The organism is Brevibacterium sp. HMSC08F02, from assembly GCF_001807555.1.
GTDB classification, from domain to species: domain Bacteria; phylum Actinomycetota; class Actinomycetes; order Actinomycetales; family Brevibacteriaceae; genus Brevibacterium; species Brevibacterium ravenspurgense.
The window spans coordinates 18994-34892 of the sequence record NZ_KV789344.1; the positions used below are offsets into that span (position 1 = coordinate 18994).

At 64.7% G+C, this 15899-nt stretch carries 17 protein-coding genes and 1 riboswitch; all 17 genes read left to right on the forward strand.

Going from position 1 to position 15899, the window contains the following annotated elements:
- Nucleotides 1-2: 2 nt before the first annotated feature.
- The 17 genes from rpmF (at nt 3) to lepB (ending at nt 15893) form a co-directional block, all read left to right on the forward strand.
- Nucleotides 3-206 (forward strand): 50S ribosomal protein L32, encoded by a 204-nt coding sequence (gene rpmF, locus HMPREF3172_RS01495; RefSeq protein WP_019174811.1) that lies wholly within the window; start codon nt 3-5, stop codon nt 204-206.
- Nucleotides 207-210: 4 nt separating this feature from the next.
- Nucleotides 211-921: a ribonuclease III gene (rnc, locus tag HMPREF3172_RS01500; protein ID WP_070514895.1), complete on the forward strand. Its 711-nt coding sequence runs from the start codon at nt 211-213 to the stop codon at nt 919-921.
- Nucleotides 921-1853 carry a bifunctional DNA-formamidopyrimidine glycosylase/DNA-(apurinic or apyrimidinic site) lyase gene (gene mutM, locus HMPREF3172_RS01505; RefSeq protein ID WP_070514897.1) on the forward strand — a complete coding sequence of 311 codons (933 nt, stop codon included), beginning with the start codon at nt 921-923 and terminating at the stop codon, nt 1851-1853. The genes rnc and mutM overlap by 1 nt, the downstream gene beginning before the upstream one ends.
- A gap of 62 nt (nt 1854-1915) precedes the next feature.
- Nucleotides 1916-2022, forward strand: a riboswitch (TPP riboswitch).
- Nucleotides 2008-3093 carry a glycine oxidase ThiO gene (thiO, locus tag HMPREF3172_RS01510; protein ID WP_070514898.1) on the forward strand — a complete coding sequence of 362 codons (1086 nt, stop codon included), beginning with the start codon at nt 2008-2010 and terminating at the stop codon, nt 3091-3093. Its footprint overlaps the riboswitch before it by 15 nt.
- Nucleotides 3090-3326 carry a sulfur carrier protein ThiS gene (gene thiS, locus HMPREF3172_RS01515; protein ID WP_019174815.1) on the forward strand — a complete coding sequence of 79 codons (237 nt, stop codon included), beginning with the start codon at nt 3090-3092 and terminating at the stop codon, nt 3324-3326. The genes thiO and thiS overlap by 4 nt, the downstream gene beginning before the upstream one ends.
- Nucleotides 3274-4140: a thiazole synthase gene (locus HMPREF3172_RS01520; protein WP_370919336.1), complete on the forward strand. Its 867-nt coding sequence runs from the start codon at nt 3274-3276 to the stop codon at nt 4138-4140. The genes thiS and HMPREF3172_RS01520 overlap by 53 nt, the downstream gene beginning before the upstream one ends.
- On the forward strand, nt 4137-5201 hold the full coding sequence (locus tag HMPREF3172_RS01525) for a ThiF family adenylyltransferase (RefSeq protein WP_070514900.1): 1065 nt from the start codon (nt 4137-4139) through the stop codon (nt 5199-5201). Before HMPREF3172_RS01520 ends, HMPREF3172_RS01525 begins: the two co-directional genes overlap by 4 nt.
- Before the next feature lie 28 nt (nt 5202-5229).
- Nucleotides 5230-8766 carry a chromosome segregation protein SMC gene (smc, locus tag HMPREF3172_RS01530; protein ID WP_070514902.1) on the forward strand — a complete coding sequence of 1179 codons (3537 nt, stop codon included), beginning with the start codon at nt 5230-5232 and terminating at the stop codon, nt 8764-8766.
- Between the two features lie 119 nt (nt 8767-8885).
- Complete coding sequence (locus HMPREF3172_RS01535) at nt 8886-9275, forward strand: hypothetical protein (RefSeq protein ID WP_040377204.1); 390 nt, start codon at nt 8886-8888, stop codon at nt 9273-9275.
- 10 nt (nt 9276-9285) lie between these two features.
- Nucleotides 9286-10410 carry a signal recognition particle-docking protein FtsY gene (gene ftsY, locus HMPREF3172_RS01540; RefSeq protein WP_061943761.1) on the forward strand — a complete coding sequence of 375 codons (1125 nt, stop codon included), beginning with the start codon at nt 9286-9288 and terminating at the stop codon, nt 10408-10410.
- Nucleotides 10411-10550: 140 nt separating this feature from the next.
- Nucleotides 10551-12140, forward strand: a complete 1590-nt coding sequence (gene ffh / locus HMPREF3172_RS01545) for a signal recognition particle protein (protein WP_070514903.1) — start codon at nt 10551-10553, stop codon at nt 12138-12140.
- 193 nt (nt 12141-12333) lie between these two features.
- Nucleotides 12334-12765, forward strand: a complete 432-nt coding sequence (rpsP, locus tag HMPREF3172_RS01550) for a 30S ribosomal protein S16 (RefSeq protein ID WP_061943767.1) — start codon at nt 12334-12336, stop codon at nt 12763-12765.
- A gap of 2 nt (nt 12766-12767) precedes the next feature.
- Entirely contained in the window at nt 12768-12995 is a 228-nt protein-coding gene (locus HMPREF3172_RS01555) for an RNA-binding protein (protein ID WP_019174823.1), read from the forward strand.
- Nucleotides 12996-13333: 338 nt separating this feature from the next.
- On the forward strand, nt 13334-13840 hold the full coding sequence (gene rimM, locus HMPREF3172_RS01560) for a ribosome maturation factor RimM (RefSeq protein WP_062019485.1): 507 nt from the start codon (nt 13334-13336) through the stop codon (nt 13838-13840).
- Nucleotides 13837-14601 (forward strand): tRNA (guanosine(37)-N1)-methyltransferase TrmD, encoded by a 765-nt coding sequence (trmD, locus tag HMPREF3172_RS01565; protein WP_061943773.1) that lies wholly within the window; start codon nt 13837-13839, stop codon nt 14599-14601. Before rimM ends, trmD begins: the two co-directional genes overlap by 4 nt.
- 293 nt (nt 14602-14894) lie before the next feature.
- On the forward strand, nt 14895-15236 hold the full coding sequence (rplS, locus tag HMPREF3172_RS01570) for a 50S ribosomal protein L19 (protein WP_019174827.1): 342 nt from the start codon (nt 14895-14897) through the stop codon (nt 15234-15236).
- Between the two features lie 57 nt (nt 15237-15293).
- Nucleotides 15294-15893: a signal peptidase I gene (gene lepB / locus HMPREF3172_RS01575; protein ID WP_070514905.1), complete on the forward strand. Its 600-nt coding sequence runs from the start codon at nt 15294-15296 to the stop codon at nt 15891-15893.
- Nucleotides 15894-15899: the final 6 nt, after the last annotated feature.

The following is a 15899-nucleotide window of genomic DNA, read 5'->3' on the forward strand; positions in this document are numbered from 1 at the left end:
ACGTGGCTGTTCCGAAGCGTAAGATGTCGCGCAGCAACACCCGCCACCGTCGTTCGCAGTGGAAGGCTCAGGTCCCCGGCCTGGTCAAGACTGTGGAGAACGGTCGCGTTGTGTACTCGCGCCCCCACCACGCAAAGCTGGTGGAAGACTCCAACGGCAACCCCCTGTTCCTTGAATACAAGGGACGTAAGGTCGCTGACGCCTGACACTATGACTGAAGCGCAGAATCTGCGTGAACTCAACGAGCGTCTCGGGATCGACATTGATCCCGAGACGCTTCGTCTTTCACTCACACACCGTTCCTACGCCTTTGAAAACGGCGGCATCCCCACAAATGAGCGCCTGGAGTTCTTAGGCGACTCCGTGCTGCAGCTGGTTGCCACCGAATGGCTGTTCCACAACAACCCGGCAATGGCCGAAGGGCGTTTGGCGAAAATGCGCTCCGCCGTCGTCAACACCCGTGCCCTGGCCGCTGTTGCCCGTCAGTACGGCATCGGCGACTACCTTCTGCTGGGCAAGGGCGAAGAGCTCACCGGCGGGCGCAACAAAGACTCGATCCTGGCTGACACGGTCGAAGCGATCATCGGCGCCTGCTACATCAGCCAGGGCCGGCAGGTGGCGGAAGACCTCGTGCACAGGTTCGTTGACCCCATGCTCGATGACGCCGTCAACCTCGGTGCCGGCATGGACTACAAAACCACCTTGCAGGAAGCCGCCGCGGACCTCGGCCTGGGAGTCGTGACTTACGAGATCACCTCGGAAGGACCCGACCACGCGCGCGTCTTCACGGCACAGGCCCAGCTGGGCGACACCACGTGGGGCAGCGGTGAGGGAACGTCGAAGAAGAACGCCGAACTCGTCGCCGCCGAAGCAGCCGTCAAGGCCATCCGGGAGAAACACCCCGACTGGTCGCGCGCCTGATGCCGGAACTTCCGGAAGTTGAGCACGTTCGCCGCGGGCTTGAACCGTGGGCGGTCGGCTCGCGAATCGAATCCCTGCGGGTGCTCGACCCGCGCATTCTGGGCACCACCTCGCAGCGGACGGTCGATCCGACCGCTGTTGACCGTCTGACCGCCTCAGTTCCCGGCGGTCTCGTCGAAGGGGCGTGCCGCCGCGGCAAGTTCATGTGGCTGCCCCTGGCCACAGGCTCCGTCTTTCCCGACTCCGCTTCCGAGGTGCCGGCTGGCTGGGCAGTGGCCCTCCACCTCGGCATGTCAGGGCAGGTGAGGATCCACACCGCCGCCGATGCCGTGCATCGGCACACCAGGGCCGTGTTCGACATGTGCTCAGCCGACGGGACCCCGTGGCAGATGCGGTTTGTCGATCAGCGGATCTTCGGCCACATCGGCCTGGAGCCTCTCGTGACGGGGCTTGGCTCGCCGCGTCTGGTTGCGGCATCCGCCGCCCGGATTGCACCGGACCCCTTCGAGGACGGATTCGATGCGGAAGGCTTAGCGCGGACTCTCAAGGGCCGCCGCACAGCAATCAAGGCCGCTCTGCTGGATCAGGGCGTGGTGTCCGGAATCGGCAATATCTACGCTGACGAGGCGCTTTTCGCCGCGGGAGTCCACCCTGCCGCCCGGACCGACCGCCTGCGCATCAGCCGGATTGAAAACACCCTGCACGCCGCCCGGGACGTCATGGCCCGTGCCATTGAGGCCGGCGGAACGAGCTTTGACGAACTGTACGTCAACGTCAACGGCGAATCCGGATACTTCGACCGCAGCCTGGGCGTCTACGGCAAAGCCGGCAGTCCGTGTACCCGGTGCGGTGAAACCGTGCGCAGCAGCACGATTGCCGGACGCACATCCCACTGGTGCCCCACCTGCCAGAAACCCCAGAGGCGGTACTGACACCGCCCGCTTGTTCCAAGAGCGCAGGCTATTTGCTCCAGCACCGTCGGAGGCTTACTCTGAGGGCGGTTCATGGGAGCCGGGACACGCCCGGCTGAGAGGGCGAAGCGGCCGACCATCAGCACTCGAAGCGGATCATGCCGACGTGAGGAGAATGGTGAAGACAGCGGTCATCGGGGCGGGAATCCTCGGACTCGCCACAGCCCTGCGGCTGCAGCGCGCAGGCCACGATGTCACCGTTTTCGATCCCGCGCCGGTCAGCGGAGCCTCCTACGCGGCCGCCGGCATGCTCGCCCCCGTTGCTGAAGTCCAGTTCGGCCAAGACAGTCTGCTGCCCATCATGCAGAAAGCCCTCGATGAGTACCCGGAGTTTTTGGACTTGCTCGGGGTACCGCACGAGGCGGTCGGCTACGAAACCGCCGGAACCCTCCTGGTGGCAGCAGACCCCGGCGACCGCGAACACCTCGAACGAATGGAGAGGGCCTACGAAGCGCGCGGACTGGCGTTCAACCACCTGCCCGGGAGCAGGCTCACGCGTCTCGAACCCGCCCTTGCTCCGGGCCTGTCAGCCGGGGCTGAAATCCCCAGTGACTTGCGCATCGACCCACGCCGTTTCACGAACGCCCTGCTGGAAGCACTGGGACCGGAGGCACTTGTCCGGCAGTGCGTCACCCGCCTGGACGGTGCGGCCGTCGAAACCGCTGACGGCGTTCTTCACAGCTTCGACACGACAGTCGTGGCCGCCGGCATGGGCATCGCCGACATCGCGGGGCTGCCTGAAGACGCGGCACTGAGCCTGCGGCCGGTCTACGGCGATGTCATCCGCGTGCGAGTACCCGAAAACCGTCTGCGCTTCGGCCCGTTGCTATCCCGCACTGTCCGCGCCGTCGTCACCGGCCGCAGCGTGTACGTCGTGCCGCGGGCAAGCGGCGAAATCGTCATCGGCGCATCCGTCCGCGAAGACCGCCCCGACACAGACCTCGGCAGCGTTGCCGACCTCCTGGCTGATGCCATCACGGTTGTTCCCGGGTTGCGCGACTGCGACCTCATCGACGTGACCACCCGCGCTCGCCCCACAACAGAAGACGACATGCCAGTGGTGACACGGACTCAGGTGAGCGGCACCTCGGCAGTTGTTGTTGCAGGAGGACTGTCCCGGCACGGCATCCTCCTGACCCCGTACGTATCCCGCCTGGCGGCCCAGGCCGCCGACACCCACCCGGAAGGAAGGATCCCATGAGCATCAAGGTCAACGGCACCGAGCAGGAGCTTGACGGCAAGCTCACGGTGCTTGACGTCGTGGCGCGCACGACCGACAAGGAGTTCAACCCGGACGGAACACCCGCAGACGGCAGCCGACCCGGCATCGCAGCAGCACTCAACGGAGCTGTCATCCCAAGGGCCCGCTGGGCAGAAACGGATGTCGCAGACGGGGCGGTCATCGACATCGTCACAGCTGTGCAGGGAGGCTGATGTGCAGCCGCTGACAATCGGCCCGACCACCCTGACCTCCCGGCTCATCATGGGAACCGGCGGGGCCGTCGACCACACCAACCTGCGGGCCGCCCTGCAGGAATCCGGCACCGAACTGACAACCGTCGCCATGCGCCGCTACAGCCCGACGGAAGCCGGTTCGCTGTTCGCCATGCTGTCCGAACTGGACATCAAGGTGCTGCCGAACACAGCCGGCTGCTACACCGCCGCCGACGCTGTGCTCACCGCTGAACTGGCTCGCGAAGCGTGTGAAACCTCGCTCGTGAAGGTCGAAGTCATCGCGGACGAAAAGACCCTCCTGCCGGATGTCATCGCAACCCTCGAAGCCACGGAGATGCTCGCCGAGCGCGGCTTCGTGCCCTACGTCTACACATCGGATGACCCGGCCGTGGCCAAGCGACTGGAATCCGCTGGTGCTGCGGCCGTCATGCCGCTGGGTGCGCCGATCGGCTCCGGCCTGGGCATCCTCAACCCGCACAACATCGAGCTCATCTGCTCGCGCGCCTCTGTTCCGGTGGTGCTGGATGCCGGGATCGGCACTGCTTCCGAGGCATCATTCGCCATGGAGCTGGGATGTTCCGCTGTTCTTCTGGCCAGTGCCGTCACGCGCGCCGAAGACCCCGTTGCCATGGCGCGCGCCATGCGCATGGCCGTTGAATCCGGCTACTGGGCGGCACGCGCCGGCCGGATTCCCACACGCCGGCACGGTGCTGTTGCTTCCAGCAGCTTTGATGGAATCGTCACAGGCCACGACCCGGCCGAAGGATTCCGCGGAATGGGGGTCACACAGTGACTGATCAGACGCACCTCAATCTGACACCGGAGGACGCGGATCGCTTCCGCCGGCAGATGGGTTTGGCCGGTTTCGGCGAAGAAGGCCAGGCCAGGCTTCTGAAGTCGCGCGTCGCTGTTGTCGGCGCGGGCGGGCTCGGAGCTCCCGTCCTGCAGTACCTGGCGGCAGCCGGTGTCGGCCACATCGAGATCATCGATGACGACGTTGTCGAACGCAGCAATCTGCACCGCCAGGTCATCCACTCTGAGTCTGACATCGGCAGGCTGAAAGCAGAATCAGCCGCCGATGTGTGCCGCGGTCTGTTCCCCGGCATCGAACTGACCCTGCACACCGACCGACTGACCGCCGATAATGCCCTGCACGTGCTGCGGGATGCGGACCTCGTCATCGACGGCACCGACAGTTTCGATTCCCGCTACCTCATTTCCGATGCGTGCGAAATGCTGCGCAAACCCGTCATCCAGGGTTCGGTCCTGCGCTTCTCCGGTCAGGTGGGCGTCTTCTGGGCGGGAAAGACCGGCACCTACCGCGACCTCTACCCGGAAGCCCCTGACGCGGGCTCCACACCCACGTGTGCGGAAGCCGGAGTCATCGGCGTGCTGCCGGGAATCATCGGCACGCTTATGACGATGGAGGCCATCAAGCTGCTCGCCGGCGTGGGTGAATCCGCACTCGGCTCGGTTCTCATCTACGACGGACTGGCCAGCACCATGCGGAGCCTCACGGTTGCCGCAGATCCCGACCGCGCACCGGTCGACCACCTCGACTCCGCGGCCGTCATCACCCCGGCAGCACTCGAAGCCCGCCTACAGGCGGACCAGCCGACCCTGCTGGTTGACGTGCGCGAAGCCGACGAGTACGCCGCCGGGACCATTGTCGGGGCGCACAGTGTTCCGCTCAGCGCACTGCTGGAGGGAGCGCAGCTGCCGGAGTCCGAGGCGCCGCTGACTGTGCTGTTCTGTCAGGCCGGTGTGCGCTCGCTGCAGGCACTCGACATTCTCAAAGCCCGAGGAATGCACGAGGGTGCCGCCAGCCTTGTGGGCGGAATCAACGCCGTCTGAGGCCGTACGTGCGGCTATGCTGATCTGAATGTTCCTCAAAACCCTGTCGATGCGCGGCTTCAAGTCGTTCGCGTCTGCCACCCGGCTTGAACTCGAACCGGGCATTACGTGTGTGGTCGGACCGAATGGTTCAGGCAAGTCGAACGTCGTCGACGCGCTCGCATGGGTCATGGGGGAGCAGGGAGCGAAGAACCTCCGAGGCGGAAAAATGGAGGACGTCATCTTCGCCGGCACCTCGAAACGGCAGGCCCTGGGCCGGGCCGAAGTCAGTCTGACGATTGACAACACCGACGGGGCCATCCCGATTGACTACACGGAAGTCACCATCAGCCGCACGCTGTTCCGCTCAGGCGGCAGCGAATACGCCGTCAACGGCGCACCCGCCAGGCTTCTGGACATCCAGGAGCTGCTCTCAGACTCCGGTCTGGGCAAAGAGATGCACGTCATCGTCGGCCAGGGACAGCTGGACCAGGTCCTTCACGCCGACCCCTTTGAGCGCCGCGGAATCATCGAAGAGGCCGCCGGTGTCCTCAAACACCGCAGGCGCAAAGAAAAAGCCGTCCGCAAACTCAACGGCCTGCAGACCAACCTCGACCGCCTGCAGGACCTGCGGGCAGAACTCGCCCGACAGCTGGGGCCCCTGGGCAGGCAGGCGCGTGCCGCACAGCGCGCCGCAACCGTCCAGGCGGAGCTACGCGATGCCAACGCCCGTCTGCTGGCCGATGACATCGTCCAAACAGAAGCCGCGCTGCAGAACACGGGCGATGCCCACGCGGAATCCCAGCAGCGTCAGCACCTAGAGGCACGCATTGCACAGCTGGAAGAGGAAATCTCTGAGGCGCGCACCGCCGCGGTGAAGGCGGAAGAAGAACACGACCGCCTCTCGCAGCTGCTGCGCAGGGTGGGGCAGGCTGCCACTCGAGCCAAGGCGGCAGCTGGCCGCGCTCGCGACCGTGTGGAATTCCTCCGCACACCCGCCCAGAAGCTCAGCGGCGACGAACCCGAAGCGCTGCTGGAGCGGGCCGAGCACTTCCGCGGTGAGCTCAGCGATGCCGAAGACCAGCAGAGCAAGAGGGCACAGAGCCTCGAAGAGCTGGCGCAGACCCGCTCGGAGATTTCAGGAAAGCTCGAGCAGGCAGAAGCCGCGCTGAAAGCCGCACGGGCGGAAATCGCCGAAAAGGTCCGCATCCGGGCCGGCCTCGAATCCGATGTCGAAACAGCCAACCGGGCTCTCGAGGGGATTGCCCGCGAAAAAGCTGACGCCGCGCCGGCACGCGACAAGCTCCTGGCCGACATCGAAGCCGCACGCGCCGAAGCCCAGCGTGCAGAAGCCGCCGCAGCTGAACTCGAAGGCGACCAGACCGGCATCGACGACACTGTGAAGGCTGCCGCGGACGCCACCGCGCAAGCTCAGAAGGCATTTGACGAAGCCAGTGCGCGCAGTGCCGAACTGACCGGTCAGCTGCGCAAGACAGAGGCCCGCATTGAGGCCCTGCAGCTGAGCGCCTCGCATTCGGCATCAGCCGAGGACCTCCTCGCCCTTGAAATCGACGGGGTGACCGGACGAGTAGAAGACCTCCTGGAGATCGAAGCGGGCTTCGAAACAGCAGCTGCGGCAGCACTCGGCCCGTTTGCGCAGGCACTGTTTGCCAGCAGCCATGCAGCAGGGCTCGCACTGCTGGACAGCACGGACGACGGTGCCGACGTCGACACCGTCATCGGCTCCACGGCCCAGACCAGCGGTCCTGAAGCTCGCGAGGTCAGCGGCGGCAGGCGAGCTGTTGACGTCGTGGCCTCGACGGATCCCGCACTGCACGCCGCCTTGCGGTCGGTGCTCAGCCGCACCGTCATCGTCGATGATTCCGATGCTGCGCTTGCGCTTTTGGAAGACCACCCTGACCTGACCTGCGTGACGCGGGCGGGAACCGTCATCGAAGCCCACCGCGTGCGCCGCTCCGGCAGGGCGGAAGCCGCCCGTGCCGAAGCGCGCAACGCGCTCGCAGAAGCCCAGGCCGGCATCGGCGACCTCACACGGGCAGCCGCAGACGCCTCGTCGGAAGTTGAGAAGCTGCGCGAAGCCCTCCGGACCGCCCGCAGTGACGAACAGCAGGCGCAAGAAGCCCGGCGCGACGCGGAAGCTCAGGGTATCCGCGCCCAAGGCAGCGTTACGGCCGCCAAGGAGCGCGTGCAGCTGCTGGAGGCAGAAATCGAGCGCCTCGATGCCCGCAGCGCACAGCTGGAAGAACGCCGAGCCCAGGCGGAAGAGCAGCGTGACAAAGCCCAGGCAGCCCTTGCGGGACTCGACAGCGTCGATGCCGAACCCGACACAGAAGACCGCGACCGTCTGGCACAAGAACACTCGCAGCTGGGCGAAGAGGTCATGGAAGCCCGGATCGCGGCCCGCTCAGCCGATGACCGCGTGCGCTTCCTAGCCGACCGCATCGACAGCCTGCGCCGCAAAGCGCGCGCCCAACAGGCCGAACGCGAACGCCTGCAGCGCGAAGAACAGGCGCGCAGGCTGCTGGCAGACAGAACCGAAGCCGCCGGTGCCATCGCCGTGGAACTCGCCGAACATCTGGCCGAACGCGAAAAGAGCGCCGAAGCAGAACACGCCCGGCTGCAGTCAAGCCGCGCGGAAGCCAACCAACGTGCCGAAAAGCTGCGGGAAAGCCTGGAAGAGCTCCGCGGAGAATCGGCGAAGCTTGCAGAAGCCGAACACGCGGCAGCGCTGAAACGCGAACGCTTCGTACTCAAGCTCGAAGAGCTCAGCCGGCGAGCGGAACAGGAAATCGGCCTGGCGGCCCAGAACCTCGTCGAACAGTTCGGCCCCCACCTCGACGTCCCCGACTTCTCAGCTGACGTTGACAGCGACGCTGACGAACTGCCGACCCGGCCGTTTGTGCGCGCTGAAGTCGAAGCCGCACAGAAAAAAGCCGAGCGCGAAATGAAGCGCATCGGCAAGGTCAACCCGCTGGCGCTCGAAGAGTTCACCGCGCTGCAGGAACGCCACGACTACCTGGAAAAGCAGATCAACGACATCGAAGAGACCCGCGAGGATCTGCGCGGCATGGTCAGCCAAATCGACGAACTCGTCAAAGAGGTCTTCGCCGAGGCCTTTGCCGACACGGCACGTGAATTCACCGACATCTTCAGCCGACTGTTCCCCGGGGGTGAAGGGTCGCTGTCGCTGACAGACCCGGACGACATGCTCACGACCGGGGTCGAGGTGTTCGCCCGGCCAGCCGGAAAGCGAGTCCGCAGGCTGTCATTGCTGTCGGGTGGGGAACGCTCGCTCGTCGCTGTTGCCATCCTCGTGGCGATCTTCAAAGCCCGGCCCAGCCCTTTCTACGTCATGGACGAAGTCGAAGCGGCACTCGACGACGCGAACCTCACCCGCCTGCTGGGGGTTTTCAAAGAGCTGCAGGAAAGCTCGCAGCTGATCGTCATCACCCACCAGAAGCGCACAATGGAGATCGCCGATGCCCTCTACGGCGTCACAATGGGCGGCGATGGAATCTCAAAGGTCGTCTCACAGCGGCTGGCCGACAGCCGGCGAGGCGAATAGGTGGTTCTCGAATAGAACTATCAGCTTGGTCGCATTAAGCTGGTCTTCTGAGATCTGCCGAAATCACGCGCCGAGGAGCTTCTGCCCATGTTCTGCAACCGCCCAATCACGGGGTGCTGATGGCTGGTCTGGGCAGCTTTGTCATTCTCCTCATCGGCCTGGCGATCATTCTGACGATCGGCATCATCATCGTGCTCGCCGTGGCTGTGCCGCGCCTGCGCGAAGAAGGCCGCATCAGGGCCAGCTCCTCGCAGCGCTTCCGCCTGCCTCACTCGTGGACCGGCTATGACGACTACGGCTTCTTCGGTGCAGACGAAGAAACCGCGCACCTTCCCACGCGCGAACAAGCCGCCGTCACCGCGATGGCCGACCACCACTACGTGCTCATACCGCAGCCGCGCCGTCACGCGGCACCGAGCCTCTCAACGCTGCGGCCGCGCACCCGACACTGGAAGGTCCCGGAAACCGGTGCGGGGCTGAGGACCACCCTGAATATTCTGTTCCGCTAGATTGGGTGCCATGGACACTCTTGTCACAGTCGGCATCATCCTGGCCATTGTTCTCATCGCCGTGGGCTTTGTGCTCTTCGGCCCTGCGCGTACTAAGCGCCGCACTCCGCCGGCACACGTGCCGGACCTCGTCGAGGACACCGAAACCACTGAGGTCGAAGAGGAGCGGCGGTACGAAACCCCCACCGAACCGACCACCCGCCTGGCCCGGCTGCGCGCTCGACTGGCCAAGTCCAACAACGTCTTCGGCCGCGGTCTGCTGACCCTGCTGTCCCAGGACACTCTGGACGAACAGACGTGGGAAGACATCGAAGATTCGCTCATCATGGCCGACCTCGGCGTTGACACGACCGCCGAACTGGTCGACTCGCTGCGCGAAAGGGTGCGAGTGCTCGGCACCCGCGACCCCGAACACCTCAAGCCCCTGCTGCGCGAAGAGCTCATCAAAGTCGTCGACCCGACCATGGACCGCACGCTCAACGTCGATCGCACGGAGGCCGCTCAGGCAGCCGGCGACCCCGCCGTCATGCTCGTGGTGGGCGTCAACGGTGCCGGCAAAACCACCACCGTGGGCAAAATCGCCCGCGTCCTTGTAGCCGAAGACCGCAAGGTCGTACTCGGAGCGGCGGACACCTTCCGTGCGGCAGCCGCAGAGCAGCTCACCACGTGGGGCGACCGCGTGGGTGTCGAGACCGTCCGCGGAGAAGAGGGCGTCGACCCCGCATCGGTTGCCTACGCAGCCGTCGAACAGGGCAAGCGCGACGGCGTTGACGTTGTCGTCATCGACACCGCCGGCCGCCTGCAGAACAAGCGTGACCTCATGGACGAACTCGGCAAGGTCAAGCGCGTGGCAACCCGCCCGCTGGGCGAGGGGCACGAGGTTGACGAAGTTCTGCTCGTCCTGGATGCCACCACCGGTCAGAACGGCATGCAGCAGGCGAAGGTGTTCGCCGAATCCGTCGACATCACCGGCATTGTGCTCACGAAGCTCGACGGCACCGCAAAGGGCGGCATCGTCGTCGCCGTTCAGCGTGCCCTGGGAGTGCCCGTCAAACTCATCGGCCTGGGCGAAGGCGCTGACGACCTCGCGCCGTTCACCGCCGAGGGCTTCGTCGACGCGCTGCTCGAATCCTGACCGGGACCGGCACAGCCGCTTGACCCCACCGGTGCCGTGGGACAGCGGATCCGGACGGCAACAGCTGAGAAACCGGGCCCGGCGCATCGTCTATCCTTGTCTGTTGAGTTTCAGTCCACATAAGAAGGCAGTCAGAACCCGTGTTCAACTCTCTTTCCGATCGCCTGACAGCAACCTTCCGCAATCTGCGCGGCAAAGGCCGCCTGTCGGAAGCAGATGTCGATGCGACAATCCGCGAAATCCGCCGTGCGCTTCTCGACGCTGACGTCGCGCTTCCGGTGGTGCGCTCCTTCACGGGGCGCGTGCGCGAACGCGCGCTGTCGGAAGAGGTTTCGCAGGCGCTCAACCCCGGCCAGCAGGTCGTCAAGATCGTCGGTGACGAACTCAAGGGAATCCTCGGCGGGCAGACCCGCCGCCTCGAATTCGCCAAGAAGCCGCCGACGGTCATCATGCTCGCCGGTCTGCAGGGTGCCGGTAAGACCACCCTGGCCGGAAAACTCGCTCACTGGCTGCGCGGCGAGGGCCACCGCCCCATGCTCGTGGCCTGTGACCTTCAGAGGCCGAACGCAGTCAACCAGCTCCAGGTGATGGGTGAACGCGCCAGCGTTCCCGTCTACGCTCCGGAGCCGGGCAACGGTGTGGGCGACCCCGTGGCTGTTGCCAAGGACTCGATCGAAGAAGCCCGCCAGAAGCTGCACGACGTGGTCATCGTCGACACCGCGGGCCGCCTGGGCATCGACCAGGAGCTCATGCAGCAGGCCGCCGACATCCGCGCGGCCGTCAACCCCGACGAAGTCCTGTTCGTCATCGACGCCATGATCGGTCAGGACGCTGTGCAGACCGCCGAGGCCTTCCTTGAGGGCGTCGACTTCACGGGTGTCGTCCTGTCGAAGCTCGACGGTGATTCACGAGGCGGTGCCGCCCTGTCGGTCGCCGAAGTCACCGGAAAGCCCATCATGTTCGCCTCGACCGGCGAAGGGCTGAAGGACTTCGAACAGTTCCACCCGGACCGCATGGCCGACCGGATCCTCGACATGGGCGACATCATGACGCTCATCGAGCAGGCCGAGCGCACCTTCGACAAGAAGGAAGCCGAAAAGCTCGCCAAGAAGGTCGAATCCGGTGACGGCTTTGACCTCGAGGACTTCCTCAAGCAGATCGGCGCCATCCGCAAGATGGGCTCGATGAAGAAGATGCTCGGCATGATCCCGGGCATGGCCCAGCACCGCCAGTTGATCGAACAGTTCGACGAACGTGAATTCGACCGCATCGAGGCGATCATCCGCTCGATGACACCGGCTGAGCGCGCCAACCCCAAGATTCTCAACGGATCCCGCAGGGCCCGTATTGCCCGCGGTGCCGGTGTTGAGGTCAGCCGCGTCAATCAGCTCATGGAGCAGTTCGCCGCCATGCAGAAGATGATGAAGCAGATGGGCGGCGGCCGCGGCATGCCGCAGATGCCGGGTATGCCCGCCATGCCGGGAATGCCGGGCATGGGTGCCGGGGGAGGCCGCAAGCAGCGCCGCAAGTCCGGCGGCAAGAAGCGCAGTGGTGCCGGCAAATCCGGCAACCCGGCAAAGCGCGCACAGCAGGAACGCGAAGCGCAGCTGCGCCGCGAAGGCAAGGCACCCAGCCAGCAGGGCGCATCCTTCGGCGGCATCGACCTGGGGGATGACGAAGAGTTCGACCTGTCGAAGCTGCCGAAGGGCTTCGGCGGCTTCTCGAAGTAACCGGCGCTGGAAAGCCCGGCCAGCTCCCGGTGGCAAGCCAGCCACTTTTCTGGCACAATAATCTGCTGTACTTGTCTGCCCGCTGATCCCTCTCAACCAGCGGACAGGCTGGAACACGAAGACACGAACCGCTGACATCCCCACGTCATGCGCTCGGATCTTCACCCTGATTGCAAAAGGAGACACCACAGAAGTGGCAGTCAAAATTCGTCTGAACCGCATCGGCAAGGTCCACGTACCGCACTACCGCGTTGTCGTGGCTGACTCGAAGACCCGCCAGAACGGCCGTCCGATCGAAGAGATCGGTCTGTACCAGCCCACCTACAACCCGTCGGTCATCAAGATCGACTCGGAGCGCGCACAGTACTGGCTCTCCGTGGGTGCTCAGCCCACCGACCAGGTCAAGGCTCTGCTCAAGCTCACGGGTGACTGGGCTAAGTTCACCGGCGAAGGTGACACCACCAACCGCGTCGAGGGCCAGGCTGAAAAGCAGGAATTCGAAGCTCCCGAAGCCAAGTCGGTCATCAAGCCGAAGGAAGAAAAGGCTGAGGAAGCTCCGGCTGAAGAAGCCGCCGAAGCTCCTGCTGAAGAAGCACCCGCTGCTGAAGAAGCAGAAGAGGCCTGATCATGCTTGCGCAGGCGCTTGAACACCTCGTACAGGGAATCGTCGACAATCCTGACGACGTTTCCGTGAGGGAGCGCAGCAGCGGTCGCGGTACGACCCTCGAAGTGCGCGTCCACCCTGACGACCTCGGTCGTGTCATCGGACGTGCCGGACGCACCGCCAAGTCGCTGCGCAAAGTCGTGAACGCCATTTCCGGCGAACGCGTGCGCGTCGATCTTGTCGAAGCCTGATCACACTGGCAGTCTTCAAACAGCGCCCCGTGGAGGATTTCCTCCCGGGGCGCTGTTGTGTTTGATATCGCAGCTTTGGCACACCCGTTAGCGACGGATCTGTGCTTTAGCCGCAAGGGCCCACCCGTTAGCAAGAAAAACTCCCGTTAGCCGCCACTGTTTTCGGGTGTTTTTGTTGCTAAACGGTGTGCGGGTGCAGGAAGGGGCCGAGGTGGAGGTCCGGTTTTCGTCGGCCGCCGGGGTGCAGGGCGCGGCTGGGCCGCAGCAGCTCGGGCGCGCCCCACGGCAGACCGCCCGCCGTTACACTGGAGGGGTCCGTCAAGCTGTGAAAGGCCCCTGTGAGTCAAGTTGTCGCCCGGCTGGGCAAACCACACGGAATCCGCGGTGAGTTCACCGTCGAAGTCCGCACCGATGATCCCGATGAGCGCTTCCTCGTCGGCAGTGAATTCTCCACTCAGCCGGACATCGGCACTCTCACTTTGACCCGGGCCAGGTGGCATCGCGACCGCCTGCTGCTGACCTTCGCCGAAATCAGCGACCGCACGCGGGCGGAAGAGGTCCGCAACACCCTCATCAGCGTCGAAGCGGACGACAGTGACGACGACAGCGCCTGGTACGTTGCCGACCTCATCGGCCTCGACGTGATCGAAAACGACACCGTGATCGGCAAAGTCGCCGACGTCATCAACAACCCCGCGCAGGATCTCCTCGAAATCACCCTGCACAGCGGGGCTGAGGCTCTTATCCCGTTCGTTGAGGAAATCGTTCCACACGTCGACATCGACGCCGGCACCGTGACGATCACCCCGCCGGCGGGACTGCTGCCGCAGGACGGCGAATCGTGAGACTCGACGTTCTCACAATCTTCCCGGACTACTTAAGCCCGCTCGACCTTTCCCTCATCGGCAAAGCCCGCAGGGACGGCCACCTGGACTTGCGGGTGAGCAACCCGCGCGACTACACCACTGACCGCCACCACACCGTTGATGACACCCCCTACGGGGGCGGTGCTGGCATGGTGATGAAAGCCGAGCCGTGGGCACAGGCCCTGGAAAGCACACTCGAGGGCGCCTCGGGAACGGGGGAGCGGCCCGTGCTGATCGTGCCCAGCCCAGCGGGTGTCCCCTTCACTCAACAGATTGCGCGCGACCTCGCTCAGCGTGAACACCTCGTGTTTGCCTGCGGACGCTACGAGGGCATCGACCAGAGGGTCGTCGAATGGGCCGCAGACGATGGCCGCTTCGATGTTGAGCTCATCAGCATCGGCGACTACGTGCTCAACGGCGGCGAAGTCGCGGCACTCGTCATGATCGAGGCGATTGCCCGGCTGATCCCGGGCATCATCGGCAACCCGGAATCACTGGACGAGGAAAGCCACGAAGACGGGCTGCTCGAATATCCCGCCTACACAAAGCCCGCCGAATGGCGCGGTCGCGGCATCCCCGAGGTTCTGCTGTCGGGCAACCACGCGGCAATCGCCCGTTGGCGCTACGAACAGCGGCTGCGCAGGACAAGCGAGGTGCGTCCCGACATGCTCGAAAAGCTGTGGGACAGCCTCAGCAAGAAGGACCGCGACTACCTCGACTCGCTTCGCGGCCGGCACTGACCAGGTGCCGTGCCGCACTGCGCGGGCACTTTGGCGGCACTGAGCCGGCGCTCTCGGGCGTACGAGGTGCCGGCCCGGCACGGTGCGGATCTGCGGTTCTGATCTCGACTTGGCGAGGCGTGCGCCTGTGCACTAAACTGGGTCTCTGCGTTTGCTGACTTCAGCCTGCCTCGGAGGGCTCGCAAGTCCACAAGGGAAGCCGCAAGGCCATCCGGCAGACCATCCGCCCATCCGCTTTCTGCGGATACTGACACGCGCATGTACGATCCGGGGCGCGCATGCAGGAGAAACCAATGCAGAAACTTGATTTTCTCGACAAGGCTTCGCTGAAGACCGACATTCCCAACTTCAAGGCCGGTGACACCGTTGACGTGCACGTGCGCGTCATCGAAGGCTCGCGTTCGCGTGTCCAGGTGTTCCGCGGTGTTGTTCTGCGCCGTCAGGGCCAGGGTGTTGGCGAAACCTTCACCGTCCGCAAGATCAGCTTCGGCATCGGCGTCGAGCGTACTTTCCCGGTTCACGCACCCACGATCGACAAGATCGACGTGCTGACCCGCGGTGACGTTCGCCGCGCCAAGCTGTACTACCTGCGCGACCGTCACGGCAAGGCCGCTCGCATCCGCGAGAAGCGCTGAGCATGACGAACTGAGGGCGCGAACCGATCGGTTCGCGCCCTTCGTCATATCCGGAACATGCACACATCACGCACTCGCCGCATCCTGCCGGTCATCGCATGGCTGGTCATCGTGGGCCTCCTGCTGGCCGGCATCCTGCGCGGCTTCGTCGTGCAGAGATTCTCCATCCCGTCTGAATCCATGGAGCCCACTCTGCAGCCGGGGCAGAAGATCACCGTGTGGCGCGTCCCGGCGCTGAAGGGAGACATTGAACGCGGCGACGTCGTCGTCTTCGACGGCCGCGGCAGCATGATCCCCGGCACAGGTCCCGGCGGGGTGCAGAACATCGCATCGTGGTTCGGGATCGGACCGAAGAACGTCTTCTACGTCAAACGCGTCATCGGCATCGGCGGCGACGAAATCGTCTGCTGCGAGGACAACCAGCTGACCGTCAACGGTGAGCCATTGCAAGAGCCGTACCTGAAAGACCAGGAGGGCTCCGCCTCGGAAATGGAGTTCCACGTGCGCGTGCCCGAAGGGCGCGTGTGGCTCATGGGCGACAACAGGCACAATTCGACTGACTCGCGGAACCTTCTGGGCCGACCCGGCGGGGGAATGGTCCCGCTCAAGCGGATCATTGGAACAGTCCGAGAATCTGACCAGCAGGCGCCGCGATAGGATGGC

What these genes read in the sequence shown, in the direction of transcription:
- smc (WP_070514902.1), top strand. Translation starts at nt 5,230, where the DNA reads ATGTTCCTCAAAACCCTGTCGATGCGCGGCTTCAAGTCGTTCGCGTCT.
- rnc (WP_070514895.1), top strand. Translation starts at nt 211, where the DNA reads ATGACTGAAGCGCAGAATCTGCGTGAACTCAACGAGCGTCTCGGGATC.
- HMPREF3172_RS01555 (WP_019174823.1), top strand. Translation starts at nt 12,768, where the DNA reads ATGCTTGCGCAGGCGCTTGAACACCTCGTACAGGGAATCGTCGACAAT.
- mutM (WP_070514897.1), top strand. Translation starts at nt 921, where the DNA reads ATGCCGGAACTTCCGGAAGTTGAGCACGTTCGCCGCGGGCTTGAACCG.
- HMPREF3172_RS01520 (WP_370919336.1), top strand. Translation starts at nt 3,274, where the DNA reads ATGTCGCAGACGGGGCGGTCATCGACATCGTCACAGCTGTGCAGGGAG.
- lepB (WP_070514905.1), top strand. Translation starts at nt 15,294, where the DNA reads ATGCACACATCACGCACTCGCCGCATCCTGCCGGTCATCGCATGGCTG.
- HMPREF3172_RS01535 (WP_040377204.1), top strand. Translation starts at nt 8,886, where the DNA reads ATGGCTGGTCTGGGCAGCTTTGTCATTCTCCTCATCGGCCTGGCGATC.
- ftsY (WP_061943761.1), top strand. Translation starts at nt 9,286, where the DNA reads ATGGACACTCTTGTCACAGTCGGCATCATCCTGGCCATTGTTCTCATC.
- thiS (WP_019174815.1), top strand. Translation starts at nt 3,090, where the DNA reads ATGAGCATCAAGGTCAACGGCACCGAGCAGGAGCTTGACGGCAAGCTC.
- rplS (WP_019174827.1), top strand. Translation starts at nt 14,895, where the DNA reads ATGCAGAAACTTGATTTTCTCGACAAGGCTTCGCTGAAGACCGACATT.
- thiO (WP_070514898.1), top strand. Translation starts at nt 2,008, where the DNA reads ATGGTGAAGACAGCGGTCATCGGGGCGGGAATCCTCGGACTCGCCACA.